This window comes from Adonisia turfae CCMR0081 (genome assembly GCF_011009555.1).
In the GTDB taxonomy this organism is placed as follows: Bacteria; Cyanobacteriota; Cyanobacteriia; order Phormidesmidales; family Phormidesmidaceae; genus Leptothoe; species Leptothoe turfae.
In genome coordinates this window covers 2,682,956-2,696,943 of the sequence record NZ_QXHD01000004.1, presented here as the reverse complement: position 1 = coordinate 2,696,943, position 13,988 = coordinate 2,682,956, and the positions used below count along the sequence as shown (strand labels likewise).

Here is a 13,988-nt window from a genome sequence, read left to right as displayed (position 1 = left end):
ACATAAAGCATAGTGTGCATTCCCTATGTCCATGTAGAGCAGAGTGAATCTTTGTAGATTGTCTATTGGCTCTAGGCTTTTTTAAATTGTTTGACGGTGCTCAAGTACTGGTTCAAGAAAGGTAAGCCACCGATGGCGGGTAAGAAATAGCGAGAGGTGCACAGAACTCCCAAGGCAGCGCCAGTTGCTGCACTAAAGTAGGGCGCGTAAAGAGCAACTAAGGCGGCATCACGGGTGCCGACACCGGCAAAGGTGAGAGGCAACAAACCAGCCAAAATTGCTAAAGGCGAAAGGGCAAAGCTGATCACAGGTGGTGCCCAGGCATTCAGCGCCAGGATAAACAACCAAATTTGCAATAGGTGCAGAAACCAAACAAAAATTGACATGCCAGCAATGCGAGTTAGCTGGGTAGGATTACCCCAAAAATAATCATGCATTTCGTCCCAGGAATCTTGAAACGAGGCTAGCTTTTCGGCAATTTTTTTAGGGGCAATGCGGCGCATTGTGGTGAATCCTATTCTGGCAAACCTTTTGGACCCCAGCATCAAAAGACCAAAAATTAAACCGCCGAGAATGCCCGCAGTCATGGTCCAAAAGAAGGCATCTTTCTGGGGGTAAAGAATGAGGCCAAAGGCACACCACAGTAGCAGCGATAACATGTCGCAGGCTTTTTCAAAAATGACAATAGATAGAGACAGGGTACCGCTGAGATGACCTCTCTCTTTCATAAAGTAAGACTTAGCAATGTCGCCCATTTTTGAGGGCAGCACCATGTTGAGTACGCTGGCGGCCAAGATTAGTTTGTTGGCCTCCCAAATGCTGAGTTTTGCCTGTACAGGAATCAGCTGCTTTAGCCGCCAACCGGTGAAAAATGTAATGGGAATAACCATACCCAGGCTCACCACCATCCAGAAAGGATCGCACTCTCGGAAAACCTTAATGAGCTCGGGAAAATTGATCTTGTTGTACAAGATCACCAAAATGAGGGTGCTAACAAAAATAGATATAAAACGTTTCATATGATTTTTAGGTGGAGACGTTCCATGGAACGCCTGTACATTTTTTGGGTGTGGAGACGTTCCATGAAACGTCTCCACATTGGGAAAATCAGCCTACAATTGCCGTTCAACCTCCAGAGGCTGAGTCGACGAAAGAGAATGCACCTCATTAGTTAAATCTTTCCAGGGTTGCAGCTGACCTGACTGAAATGTACGGCTCATGACGACATAGATAGAGGTCTGGTCACTACCGATACCAGCGGTGAGAACATTGTTCCAGCCGCTGGTAGCCATAAGCTTATCTGTGAGCATCCAATGACCGTCTTGCCATTGAAACGTTCGCTGAAATCGGAATGGAGCGTCATTTTTGCCGGTAATCAGCATCTTTTGCAATAGCTTACGGATCAAATTAGGGAAAAATCGACCAACCGTTAGCATCACCACCCGCAGAATCATTAGATTTAGGGGGGTCATTTGCTTTTGTTTAGCCCAACCTAAAGGGCCTTCGATGGTGATTTGGTTCTCCTGGATGTCGTATTGATAATCGCCGACCAAATGACCAACGGCATTTTTTATCTTGCCGCTGTCTTTTACCTGTAATGAAAACTGGGTATCTGAAAGGACCAGCTTGTTATTGCGGAAAAACTTAAAGGCTCCACCTTTATTTAGGGCCAGGTAAAGCTTTGTGTCGGCTCGCTGGTCGATCAGAATGCGGGCATTGGGGAACCACACGCGCCCCAGATGTGGGGGCTGCGTCGGTGGGCGAACATCGACAAAATCTTTCCAGGTCAGCAAATAATTCCAGGTGTGGTGACCAACAATGTGGTCATCGGCATAGCAAGAGCCACACCCATTTTGCAGACCTTTGAGAAAGCGGTCGTTGAGACTCAGGGCTTCAGGCATCCAGCGACCCACTAGCTCGAAGCCGTGGGGGAAATAGTTGTAGGTGTTGCGGCTGGTGTACTCACCGCCATAGGAGCCATCGGGGTGGACAAAATGGCTAGCAAGACGGACACCGTTTGCGATCGCATCCCTTAACCGCTCATCGTTGCGATCGCCCAGGTCATACACCCGAGCCAAACAAGCAATCGTCAGGGTGTGATATCCCGGATCGCAGCCCTCATACTCCTGGAACCATCCCTCAGAATCCTGCCAGGACAGCACCTGCTCCAATCGTTGCTGAATTGCCCCCTGCCATTTCTGCGTATTCAGGACCCGAGAGGCTAGCTCTAAGCATAGAACAATCAGTGCCTGGTGATTGGTCAGACGACCGCTTTCTTGGTGGTGGGCTAACCAATCAGCCCGAGTTTCAAAAAATTTGAGAGCCTGCTGATTCTCCAGTTTCAACAATCGATAGCTTTCTAAACAGGCTAGTAACGAAAACGCAGCTGCCCCACCCGCTCGCTCAAAGGGGAAATAATCATCACAGGACCCATCCGGGTGGGCACTCTTCGCCGCAAACAAAATTCCTGCTTCTACCCAGGTCTTAATATTGGGCTGCTGATAGTAAGGATTATCCGGCAGTGGCATGTCGTAGACCAATGCTAGGGGCCAGACAAACTCCTGGGACATGCCACTGGGAAAGTCAATAATCTTGTATTGCCAATAATTGCGATCAAAGCAGCCGTAGTTAGGACTGTGGGGGTTACGGTCCTGCAATGTCAGAATTTTAGGAATTTCAGCGAGGGCGGCTTTAGCAAATAAGTCTTTCATATAAGCGGGGGAATAAACATAGGGTGCGGTTGAGGCACAAAACCCAACAAGGCAAAGAAATCCAGGAGCGCAGGAGGGTGGGCACCGTCCACCAAAAAGAATAAAGCGTTACCTCATTTCTTTCTCTCGATGCTTGTTCATGTGCTCCTCAATCTCCGACCGTCGCAGACGCAGCTGAATATCCTCCAGCAGCTTCCGGTTCGCCGACATCAAATCGGCAATCAAACCAAAGATCCAGCACTGAACGCCAATTAAAATCAAGATGGCTGAAAAAATCAGACTGGGCACATGACTGCGCCCGGTTTGCTCAAACTCAGTGAGAAACAACCAGATCCAGCGAACACTCAGTAAAAAGCCTAGCCCAAAGGGAATCGCCCCCAGAATCGTAAAAAACGACAGGGGACGATAGGTGATAAAGATGCGCAGAATCGTAAATAGAGACCGCTGCACATAGGACGTAATGCTTTTAACCAGACGAGAGGGCCGCAGATAGCCGTTGGTACGAATAGGGACCGATGCAACCGCCATACCCTTTTGCCCAGCTTGAATGATGGTTTCTAGGGTATAGGTATATTCGTTAAAGACGTTAAGCTGCATGGCCGCATTGCGACTGATGGCGCGAAAGCCGCTGGGAGCATCGGCAACGGGGGTATTGCTGGCTACCCGCACAGCCCAGCTACCGAGGCGTTGCAGTATCTTTTTGATGGGCGAAAAGTGTTGGATTTCCATGATCGGACGCTCGCCAACCACAATTTCAGCCTCGCCATGGAGAATTGGCTCAATTAGCTTCGGAATATCCGCTGCACAATATTGGTTGTCAGCATCGGTATTGACAATGATGTCGGCTCCAGCTTTGAGGCAAGCATCTAAGCCGGCCATAAATCCACGGGCCAGTCCTTGGTTATGGTCAAAGTTGACAACGTGGTCCACCCCCCACTCTTTGGCGACATCCACCGTGCGGTCAACACTGCCATCGTTAATGATCAGCCATTCAACGTGATCCACACCAGGCACCTGCCGTGGCAGTTCCGACAGGGTAACCCCCAGGGTATTTTCTTCGTTGTAACAGGGAATTTGAATAATAAGTTTCATAGGAGATGCCTGCGATGCTTGCCTAGAAGGGGATTTGGCTCGATTTTAGTTTAATAGGGGGCTTTAGCCCGATCTGCCAGCTGAGGCGTAGGAGTGCAATACCGATGGCTACCATGGTGGCTGCGATCGCAACTCCAACCCATATGGGAAGACCCACGGCGGGTAAAAACCACCACCATACGGCCACAATCCTTAGCAACTCAGCTTTCGTAAACTCGCCACGCGGTGGCGGTTCGCCGACATTGCTAATGATCTCTTGCACAGGGGTATTAAATGCATCCGTTAACTGTCGCCCAGCTGCACCCCAAATGTTGAAAATCGGTGCCTGGGAAGGCTCACTCCAAAGCGACACGGTTTGCATCAGTAAATCCATACTTTGGTCGGAAACCTCAGCAAAATAACGCTGATAGTAGGTCAATAGTATGGGGGCATTGACCAAGAAACCCAACACAATCAGGCCCACTAACGGCATTCGCCAACGCTTACCCAACAAACCAACAGCGACCATCATCGCCGGAATGATGGGGACTAAGAAACGAGGCCCCCAATTCCAACCGTTAAAGTCCCAGCCGCTGTGCAGCAGCCAAAAGCTAGCCACAATGCCAAATAGGGCAACAAACTCCAACTTACGACGCTGCCACAATACCCAAAAACCAACAATGGCCAAAATTGTGGGAGGGCAGTACCAAAACAAACCACCGCCGCTACCAGGACTAACTAACTGCCCCAGAGCCCGCATCAAAAAGCCGTCTCCGCCTAACTGCGAGGTGTCTTGCCCCGATGAGGTAAAACTGCCAAACCGGACATAGTTATAGGCCAGAAACAGACCAACACCGATGGCGGTGCCAAGGCAGGGGGCCAAAATGCGATCCCAGCTACAGCGTCGCAGCAAAAAATATAGGGCCAACACCGGACCCAGGAGAATGCCAGCCGGTTTAGCCGCAATGGCTAAGGCAACCAATACCCCGCTTGTCCAATGCTCCCAACGGTATTTTCCAAATGCCAGATAGAGGGCCAGGGTAATGATGAACGCTAAAAGCGGCTCAGCAAAAAACTCACGGGCATAGACCATGGCCGTGGTGCCAAAGGCATAGCCAATGACGGCGATAAAGGCCCCCCGACGCTGCCCTCCCAGTCTTAGAGTTAAGGCATAAATCAGGATAGCGGTAGCAGCTGTTAGCAAAATGTTGAGCACCAGGCCTAAACTTGCGGATGTGTACCTCACAGGCAAGTTAAACGCCTCGCCAAGGATCATGCCGAACCAAACAAAGGGCATGGCAATGATGGGCAGTAGTGGATAACGAATAGAGTAGAATTGTCCATCCGGTCCCTGGATGCCCCCTGTTCCTTCAGGAATAGAAAAGTTACCCTTTTGAATCAGGGATTGGGACATGTGCAACATATCGTTGCCATCCACCCCCCAAATACCTGGTTTGAGGAAGGCCAAATAGATCAGACTAATAGCAACAAATAAAGCAATGGTCGGACACCCAAAAAGCTGATGGTGTTTTGCTGGTGGATCCTTTACCTGGCCAGTCATATGGAAATTTAATTGGTGTTCGCGTGTTTAGAAATCAAAATAAGAACCAGCCTAAATCTTGAGGATTAAGCCAACAGCTTGCTCAAAATTCAAAACTTTCTAATACATGGTGCCCGCTGCCTCAATGGGAGACAGCAGCGGTATCCCCTTTTCTATTAAATCGGATATTAAAAGAATTGATAGGAAGAATGCAGGTGTTCTCATTCTCGCCATAGGGCAATTCCACCCAGCAGCCCCAATACGTTGGGTACAATGGCAGCATTAGGTGGCAGCTTCAGAGTGATGTGCTTGGTTTCACCACCGCCGATGTAGAGGTGATCGTAGTTGAATAAGTGCCCAAGGGAATCCATGGCCTTTTGCAAGCGGCGGTTCCATTTTTCCTTACCCACTCTTTCAAGGGCAGCCCGGCCTAACTGCTCTTCATAGGATTCTGCTTTGCGAAAGCGATGGTGAGCCATTTCTAAGTTAGGCACCAGATGACCATTGACGAATAGGGCAGAGCCAAATCCAGTGCCCAGGGTAATGACTAACTCCACACCTTCCCCTGAGATTGCCCCAAAGCCTTGAATATCAGCGTCATTGGCTACTCTCACAGGGCAGTTTAATCGCTGAGTTAAGCGTTCGGCTAAGGGATAGTTAACCCATGATTTGTCCAGATTGACGGCGGTGTAGGTGATACCGTGACGCACCACACCCGGAAAACCAACGGAGGCGCGGTCAAAAGCGGGTTGGTCAGCAGCGAGTTTTGCGATCGCAGCCATCACCGCCTCCGGTTTAGCTGGTGATGGGGTTTTGAGCCGTGCTCGCTCCCCCAGGGGTTGACCCGCTGCATCTAGCAGGATCACTTTAATGCCGCTGCCACCAATATCGATGGCCAATGTAACCGCTGCTTTTTGATCGGTTGCGGCTTTCTGGGTGTCAGGTTGATTGGGGGCAGGTTGCTTAGTGGTTAGCATGGAAACTCCTTGGCCAGGTTAGGTGGTAATGGCAAGTGCCTCCTATTCTGCCCCTCGATCACTCACGCCAACGCTGGGGTGGTTCGAACCGATAAATTTCTTCCAAAACTGTTACCCAGCCAGTTGCCACATCGGCCAAAATTTGCTCGCCCTTTTCCGCCGTGGCTACGGTTGCATCCCCGACAACGCCACTTTTAGAAATGTCACGGGTGGTCCAGCTAAAGGGCAGCGCACCTTCCAAGCTTAAAAGCGTTTCATGATCAGGTTTAGGTGGATATTCTTTAACGGCTCGGTCCATGTGAACCTGGTCGGGTAAAATCGCCAGCATCAAACTGGTTTCAGCATCCCCGGCGTGAATACCCTCCTGACGCTCCTGGGGGTTTAGCAGCTGGCCTACCTGGTGGGGCACTTGCCAGACAAAGTGGGGAAATACCCAAAAATCCGGCTGTCTCTGATGGATATCGCGGGCCACAATGTCCAGGACCTGGGGTTGTCCGCCATGGGAGTTAAGGAATACTAGTTTGCGAAACCCAGCACGATAAACACTCTCTGCTACATCTGTGAGCACAGCCATTAGGGTTGACGCTGATAGGGTAATGGTGCCCGGAAAACCCCAGTGCTCGTTAGATTTGCCATAGCAAAGCGGCGGCAGGCAATAGGCCGGAATCGATGGCTCTAATTGCTCCAGGGCACGGCCAATGATGGCGAGGCCCAGGGCCGTATCAACCGCTATGGGCAGGTGAGGGCCGTGTTGTTCAATGGCACCCACAGGTTGGATAATCACAACCTGCTCCTTATCAGCCATAGTGTCGATGTCTTGCCAGGTGAGGTAGGGGTAGAAGCGATGGGACGGAATAGTTTGGTTCATCATAAGCGGGGTAGAGACTGTAGAGGCATTCCATGGAACGCCTCTACAGTCGGAAATTGGAGCTCTTAATTAATTCTGTGCCCTAAGCCAATACACGTAAGCTTCTAAAAGAAAACAAAAAAGATTGACAATATAATCTTGCCTTCTGTATATTTGAATACAGAAACGAAACGTTCATTCCTCTTCGGATTAATTGCATCTACCAGTTGCGTTTGGTCTTGATGGGAACGGAAGTAGGAAGGGTGGCCATTGACTGTTAGCCATTGACTGTCCAACTGAAGGAACGCGCCTCATCTTAACTCTCTACGCTGATTATTAAGGAGGCGAAATCCATGCAACTGTCTTACCGTGGAGTTAAATACACTGTTCCTGAGCGCAACGTCGCTGTTGAAGATGGTGATGTTGTTCGTTACCGTGGCGCATCTTATCGTGTGAAAAAGGCTGTAGGCTCTGCACATGGTCATGTACATGGTCTAAAGTATCGCGGTGCTCAGGTCCGCTAAGGTTTAGCGTTTCCCTTTCGTTACAAGGGTGCGTATAGAACAGCTATACTGTTCCATTCAATTTGTTTTGATTTCACGGGTTCCTTCTAGTTTGAAGGAGCCTTTTTTATTAGACAATTGAATATCATTCTTGCTTCTTGACCTGGGGTATTATGCTGAGAGCCATAAGTCTGTTGTGCTGTGCTCTCTTTCCTAGCAGGTTTATCAATAGGATTATTGTTTCTTTTGGTTGCCCGCCTACGTTCTGGTGCTAGGCGGAAAGCTTTGTTTGAACGTATCAGTATCCAGCCTGAGGCCCAATTTTTTTCTTACGAAGCTCAGATTGCCAGCGCCATTGCCAATCAGAGCACACTGGTGGATGAGCTACAGACTGAAGTCGATGAAAACAATCGGGTTCTACAATATGCACCGTTGGGGTATTTGAAAATCGATGAGGAAAATCGTCTGCTCTGGTGTAACGCTAAGGCCAGGCAGCTTTTAGGGATTGAGCAGACTGACTACACATCCCCCAGATTGCTCCTGGCGATCGCAAGATCCTATGAGTTGGACCACCTTGTTGAACAGACTCGTAAAAGCCAGATTGAGTGCAAAAAGGAATGGACACTCAGGTCGATTTCCCCTGATCCCGCCAATGTTTTAGAAGGACCGGTCTATCCCTTGAGCGGTTACGGCATTCCGTTAAGTCGTGGCCATGTCGGCATATTTCTGGAGAACCGCCAGGAAGCCGTCACCCTGGCACAGCAACGGGATCGCTGGACGTCAGATGTGGCCCATGAGTTAAAAACTCCGCTAACGTCAATTCGTTTGGTGGGCGAAACCCTACGCAATCGGATTGATCCCAGCCTCGTCAACTGGGCCGATAGACTATTGCGGGAAGTGAATCGTTTGAGTGCGTTAGTCGATGACATGCTGAGCCTAAGTCATATAGAACATCGCCAGCAGGAGCAATTAGAAGAAGCCGACTTGGTTAAGTTACTACAGCAGGCGTGGCAAAGTTTAGAACCCCAGGCAAAACAATGGGATAAGCATTTGGAGTACCAAGGGCCTGACCATGCGATCGCAGCCGTTAACAGCGGATTGATATATCGTATGTTGCTCAATTTATTGGACAACGCACTGAAATACAGTCCCTCGCATCAGACTATCCATGTCCATTACCAACCTTCTGATAAAGCCGGTATTCAGGGCATGTTACTCGATGTTTTTGACTGTGGTGAAGGGTTTTTAGAAAAAGATTTGACCTTTGTTTTTGATCGTTTTTATCGCTCCGATGTATCACGCACTCGTTCGGGGGATGATGCGATCTCAAAAGGCACAGGATTGGGATTATCCATTGTTCAAAAAATTGTGGAGTTTCATCAAGGCACTGTACAAGCTCGCAACCACCCTGAAACTGGAGGCGCTTGGCTACAGGTTTGGCTGCCCAAGTCTCTGAACAGGACAGATGCAGACTATTCGGTGTCTAAGTAACGTGTTCATTACGTAGAATCACTGATGTACACTAAGACAGAGCTTCAAACTTTTCTGTATTAACAGGCTTAGTTAAAGTGCTGTAACATGCACCCGAGGTTGATCTTCAAAAGAATATATTTGGTTGGGAGCATTGTCTAAGCTGTTATTGTCTAAACCCGTGTCATCCGACGAAAAACTTCAGAAGCTTCTGTCACAGTGGGGTGTGGCCTCACGACGTCAGTCGGAGTTGTTGATTTCTCAAGGGCATATCACCGTCAATGGTGTTAAGGCCCACATTGGTCAACGGGCCAATCCAGCGGTGGATGATATTCGGATTGATGGCCGTTCTCTCAAACCAGACAATCGTCCAAAGAATCACTATGTGCTGCTAAATAAGCCTCGGGGCGTAGTTTCCACCTGCGATGATCCCCAAGGTCGCAAAACGGTGATTGATTTGCTTCCCCAGGAACTACGTCAAGGCGATGTTCGTTTACATCCTGTAGGTCGTCTAGATACGGATTCTACTGGGGCACTGTTACTCACCAACCATGGCCAACTGACTCAAACCTTGACCCATCCCCGGCACCATATTTCCAAAACCTATCGGGTGAGGGTACAAGGTTCTCCCAATCAGGCCAGTTTAGACCAGTGGCGTCTTGGTGTGAATTTAGCAGGCAAAATGACCGCGCCTGCAGAGGTTAGGGTGTTGCACCCTAACGCCCCTACGTTGCTAGAGATTGTTTTGCGTGAAGGTCGTAATCGTCAGATTCGTCGTGTTGCTGAGCAATTAGGTCATCCTGTCATTAGTCTTCATCGCAGTGCCATTGGTTTTATCTGTCTAGGAGATTTACCGTTGGGGCATTGTCGTCACCTAACATCAGAAGAGACTAAGAAACTCTTGAGTCTTCTCTGATTCACCATTTCCAACAACGTATGCTTGGATCACGTCAGTGTGGTTAAATTGTTAAGAAACATTTTGAACTTATGAAACGGCAAGGCTACACGAGTAAACCGCAGCATGAGCAGTTATTGGCCATAGGGTCTATGCTACGTGATGCTCGTGTTGCAAGTGGTCAGACGCTAGACGAAGTGGCCGGTAAAGTTTTAGTTCGTTCCAGGCTGTTAATGGCCCTAGAAGAAGCTCAAACATCTGAGCTGCCTGAGCCTATCTATATTCGTGGTTTAATCCGACGCTACGCGGATGTGTTGGGTCTTGACGGTAAGGCTCTATCTCAGAACTATGTGGCAATGCCTGCCCTGAAAGGAGGGGGTCGTAACTGGTCCTATGAGTCTGTCCAGCTGCGTCCCTATCACTTGTATGCTGCCTACGTGGCCCTAATTGCAATCTCAGTCAGCGGCTTGTCATACCTCATGCAGCGTGCAATTCCGCAAAATGCCGCTGAGCCCATTGTGGATTCTGCCACTGCTGAACAGTTAGCTCCTCGACAAGCTGCGCCCACGGCACCTGCTCAAGTGTCACCTGAGCAGGCCGAGACAACGCCGGCTCCTAAAGAGCCAATTGTGGTAGATGTCGAGTTCGTTCAACAGTCTTGGGTACGCGTGACGGCTGATGGCGATGAGGCGTATGAAGGGATTTTGCAGGAGGGAGCTGAACGTTCCTGGACGGCTCAAGAGTCTCTGACTATTCGTGCCGGTAACGCAGGGGGCGTGGTTTTGACCTACAACCAAGGAACGGCCAAACCCATGGGTAAACCTGGCACCGTCGTTGAACAAACGTTTACTCCCAGCACACCGGGTGAGCTAGCCAGTTTAGTCTGGTAGTAGCATGCCCCTACTGGGTTATCCATGGTTAATCGGGTTTAATGAATTCGGATTTTATATGACAAGGCAGCGTTGCCGTTACCGTTGTTCCTTGTCCAGTCTGGCTCTCTAGCTGGATGCGGCCTTGGTGGTTAGTGATGATGGCTTTTGCGATCGCTAATCCCAACCCCGAGCCTGCTCCATCACGACGGCTGCGGGCCTTATCCACCCGATAAAACCGGTCAAACACTTGGGGCTGTAGTTCTTTTGAGATCCCAATACCGGTATCGCATACGGTTACTTTGGATGCCTCTTGGCCTTGCCAGTGAGTAGTGTCTAGAGTGACGGTCACCTTCCCCTCGGGGGTGTACTGGATAGCATTGCTAATCAGGTTCGTAAATAGGCGAATCAACTGGTCGCGATCGCCAGGCATGGACACCTCAGATGGCATGGGATTATAAATCAAATCTAACCCCTGACCCTGAGCTACGAGAGACTGTTCTTCAATCACGTCTAATAGCAGTTTATTAAGGTCCAGGTGCTCCCACTGCATCGGTATTAGCCCCCCATCCTGTCGAGCCAGAAACAGCAGGTTGTCGACTAGGCGACCCAAGCGCCGGGTCAACCGTTCTACCACCTGCAGCTGACTGTGCTGAAACTCCACATCCGGCTCAGGATCCGCCAGCGCCACCTGCACATTGGTTTGGATGACGGCAATGGGATTGCGTAGTTCGTGGGAGGCATCCGCCGTAAACTGCTTGAGCTGCTGATAGGACTGGCGTACCGGGGCCATGGCTAGCCCCGACAGGAGCCAGCCAATGGTGCCAGTGGCCACCATGACCAGCCCAGACCAAACACTGAGATCGATTACCAGCTGACGGCTGGGTTTGCTCACCTCAAACCAGGGATGACTAACCCGCAAATAGCCCAGTACCTGGTTGTTGATCTGCACTCGGCGGCTAATTTGCCGGAGTACCTGATCGGTATCCTCGCCATCGTTCTGACCATTGTTTGAACGATGTCTAAGATGCACCGTTTCCCCAGCAGCATTTACCTGAAGTGGCAGGTTGCTAGGGACTGACAGGGTACTCCACTGTAGTTGACCGTTGGGACCAAACCATTCAATGTCAATGTGGTCGTCTTCTAGGGTCTGGGCATTATCGCGAAAGCTATCTTCCACATTCACCTGTAGGGGAGCTTGCCCTTTAACACCTGCAGCGGTCAGCACCCGACCTGAGGATGGTGCTGCGGCTTCGATCACCAATGAGCGCTGCACCACCTCTACCACATGATTTAGGGTGTCATCTACCCGCTCCACCAGCGTATTGCGCACATAGAAGTACACGCCGCTGGCAAAAAGGATCAGCAGAATACCGGTGATGGCCGTGTACCACAGCGCCAAACGGCGGCGGGTGGTCTGGAACATGGGAGATTGTGTCAATGAAAAACCTCAGGATTAAAATGACAGCAGCAGGATGATTCTGTTTTAAGCCTGACAGAAAACATGCTTAACAGAAGCTGGTCAGATAAGTGAGTTCACGACATCATAGATTGTGTAACACTCTAAACTTTTGCTCCATCTGCCCTACTGAACTATGACAGCTCAGCTGACAAAATCTTTTCCCATTCCCATTGCCCTTGAGCAGCAGCGAGCTTTCTTTGCTTCGGGGCAGACTAAACCTTTAGAGTTTCGTCTGGCTCAGCTGGCCAAACTCAAGCAGGCTATTATTGACCGTCAATCAGACATTGTAGCTGCGGCCAAGGCTGATTTAGGACGACCTGAGTTTGAAGCTTATTTTGAAATCGCCACCCTTTCAGAAATTAACCTGGCGCTCAAAAAACTCAAACGTTGGATGAAGCCCAAGCGAGTCAAGTCAACGCTGGAGAACTTTCCGTCGTCGGCATGGGTACAGCCTGATCCGTTAGGCGTAGTCCTGATTATTGGTCCCTGGAACTATCCGTTCCAGCTGATGGTATCGCCGCTAGTGGGTGCGATCGCAGCTGGAAACTGTGCCATTCTGAAGCCATCTGAGCATGCCCCCCATACAGCCAACGTTGTTTCCGACCTGATTGCCAATACCTTTGACCCCAACTATGTCACTGTATTTGAAGGAGATGCCAGCGTCAGTCAGCAGCTACTGGCCGAAAAGTTTGACCACATCTTCTTTACAGGTGGCACTGCCATTGGTCGCATCATCATGGCAGCTGCGGCTAAGCACCTCACGCCTGTAACCCTGGAGTTAGGTGGCAAAAGCCCCTGCATCATTGATGCCGATATCAACCTTGACCATGCCGCTAAGCGGATTGCCTGGGGCAAGTTTATCAATGCTGGCCAAACCTGTATTGCTCCTGACTACCTGCTGATTGACCGCACCGTCAAAGATGCATTTTTAGCCAAACTCACAGTAGCAATTCGTGAATTCTTTGGTGATGACCCGTCCCAGAGTGCTGACTTAAGTCGTATTATTAACCAGCGACAGTTTGACCGATTAACCGCTCTCCTCGATAGCGGTGATGTGCTTATTGGGGGGCAAACGGATGCTGGCACTCGCTACATGGCTCCCACCGTGTTGAATAACGTCACTTGGGAGTCTCCAGTGATGGAGGATGAAATTTTTGGTCCCATTCTACCGATATTAACCTACGACCAATTTGACCAGGCCCTGGCTCAAATTAATGCTCGCCCCAAGCCTTTAGCCCTTTATCTCTTCTCTCGGGATCAGGCTAAACAACAACAGGTATTAACCGGCACGTCATCCGGGGGCGTTTGTCTCAACGATACGGTGTTGCATATTGGTGTTCCCGATCTACCTTTTGGAGGTGTGGGACAAAGCGGTATGGGTAGCTATCATGGCAAAGCCACGTTTGATACCTTTTCCCACTACAAGAGTGTTCTCAAAAAGACATTTTTGTTTGATTTAGACTGGCGTTATGCGCCCTACAAGCCAGCTAAGCTAGCCCAGATTAAAAAGCTTGTTACCCGGTAATTACAGAGGAAAACCTACCTATGGCCTATGATTTTGACCTGTTTGCGATTGGTGCTGGTTCCGGTGGCATTGCGACCGCTAGACGGGCTGCCCAGTATGGGGCAAAGGTCGCAGTGGC

At 49.8% G+C, this 13,988-nt stretch carries 12 protein-coding genes and 1 riboswitch; of the genes, 5 read left to right on the top strand and 7 right to left on the bottom strand.

Annotated elements, in window-relative coordinates; translation table 11 throughout:
* Positions 1-71 precede the first annotated feature (71 nt).
* The 6 genes from DXZ20_RS15875 to DXZ20_RS15850 form a co-directional block, all read right to left on the bottom strand.
* Positions 72-1,019 carry a lysylphosphatidylglycerol synthase transmembrane domain-containing protein gene (locus DXZ20_RS15875; RefSeq protein WP_163699195.1) on the bottom strand — a complete coding sequence of 316 codons (948 nt, stop codon included), beginning with the start codon at positions 1,017-1,019 and terminating at the stop codon, positions 72-74.
* A gap of 93 nt (positions 1,020-1,112) precedes the next feature.
* Positions 1,113-2,711, bottom strand: coding sequence for a hypothetical protein (locus DXZ20_RS15870; protein WP_163699193.1), 1,599 nt, complete (start codon positions 2,709-2,711; stop codon positions 1,113-1,115).
* 108 nt (positions 2,712-2,819) lie between these two features.
* Positions 2,820-3,803, bottom strand: coding sequence for a glycosyltransferase family 2 protein (locus DXZ20_RS15865; RefSeq protein WP_163699191.1), 984 nt, complete (start codon positions 3,801-3,803; stop codon positions 2,820-2,822).
* A 22-nt stretch (positions 3,804-3,825) separates the two neighbouring features.
* Entirely contained in the window at positions 3,826-5,343 is a 1,518-nt protein-coding gene (locus DXZ20_RS15860; protein WP_163699189.1) for a glycosyltransferase 87 family protein, read from the bottom strand.
* Between the two features lie 200 nt (positions 5,344-5,543).
* Positions 5,544-6,299 carry an ROK family protein gene (locus DXZ20_RS15855; RefSeq protein ID WP_250565780.1) on the bottom strand — a complete coding sequence of 252 codons (756 nt, stop codon included), beginning with the start codon at positions 6,297-6,299 and terminating at the stop codon, positions 5,544-5,546.
* A gap of 58 nt (positions 6,300-6,357) precedes the next feature.
* The gene (locus tag DXZ20_RS15850) at positions 6,358-7,167 is read right to left on the bottom strand and encodes a creatininase family protein (protein WP_006519531.1); all 810 of its coding nucleotides are present in this window, start codon (positions 7,165-7,167) and stop codon (positions 6,358-6,360) included.
* A 169-nt stretch (positions 7,168-7,336) separates the two neighbouring features.
* Positions 7,337-7,457, top strand: a riboswitch (Glutamine riboswitch).
* Positions 7,458-7,499: 42 nt separating this feature from the next.
* Between DXZ20_RS15850 and DXZ20_RS15845 the strand changes: the two genes are divergently transcribed.
* The 4 genes from DXZ20_RS15845 to DXZ20_RS15830 all read left to right on the top strand — a co-directional run bounded on the left by DXZ20_RS15845 (position 7,500) and on the right by DXZ20_RS15830 (position 10,904).
* A complete protein-coding gene (locus tag DXZ20_RS15845) occupies positions 7,500-7,670 on the top strand; it encodes a DUF4278 domain-containing protein (RefSeq protein WP_006519530.1) in 171 nt (56 codons plus the stop codon).
* A 264-nt stretch (positions 7,671-7,934) separates the two neighbouring features.
* The gene (locus tag DXZ20_RS15840) at positions 7,935-9,140 is read left to right on the top strand and encodes a PAS domain-containing sensor histidine kinase (RefSeq protein ID WP_250565779.1); all 1,206 of its coding nucleotides are present in this window, start codon (positions 7,935-7,937) and stop codon (positions 9,138-9,140) included.
* A gap of 160 nt (positions 9,141-9,300) precedes the next feature.
* Positions 9,301-10,035 carry a pseudouridine synthase gene (locus tag DXZ20_RS15835; RefSeq protein WP_163669068.1) on the top strand — a complete coding sequence of 245 codons (735 nt, stop codon included), beginning with the start codon at positions 9,301-9,303 and terminating at the stop codon, positions 10,033-10,035.
* 71 nt (positions 10,036-10,106) lie between these two features.
* Positions 10,107-10,904 (top strand): helix-turn-helix domain-containing protein, encoded by a 798-nt coding sequence (locus DXZ20_RS15830; RefSeq protein ID WP_163699185.1) that lies wholly within the window; start codon positions 10,107-10,109, stop codon positions 10,902-10,904.
* A gap of 28 nt (positions 10,905-10,932) precedes the next feature.
* Here DXZ20_RS15830 and DXZ20_RS15825 read toward each other — a convergent pair whose 3' ends face one another.
* Entirely contained in the window at positions 10,933-12,309 is a 1,377-nt protein-coding gene (locus DXZ20_RS15825; protein WP_163699183.1) for a sensor histidine kinase, read from the bottom strand.
* Positions 12,310-12,478: 169 nt separating this feature from the next.
* Here DXZ20_RS15825 and DXZ20_RS15820 point away from each other — a divergent pair, with 169 nt between their 5' ends.
* The gene (locus tag DXZ20_RS15820; RefSeq protein WP_163699181.1) at positions 12,479-13,870 is read left to right on the top strand and encodes an aldehyde dehydrogenase; all 1,392 of its coding nucleotides are present in this window, start codon (positions 12,479-12,481) and stop codon (positions 13,868-13,870) included.
* The last annotated feature ends 118 nt before the right edge of the window (positions 13,871-13,988 follow it).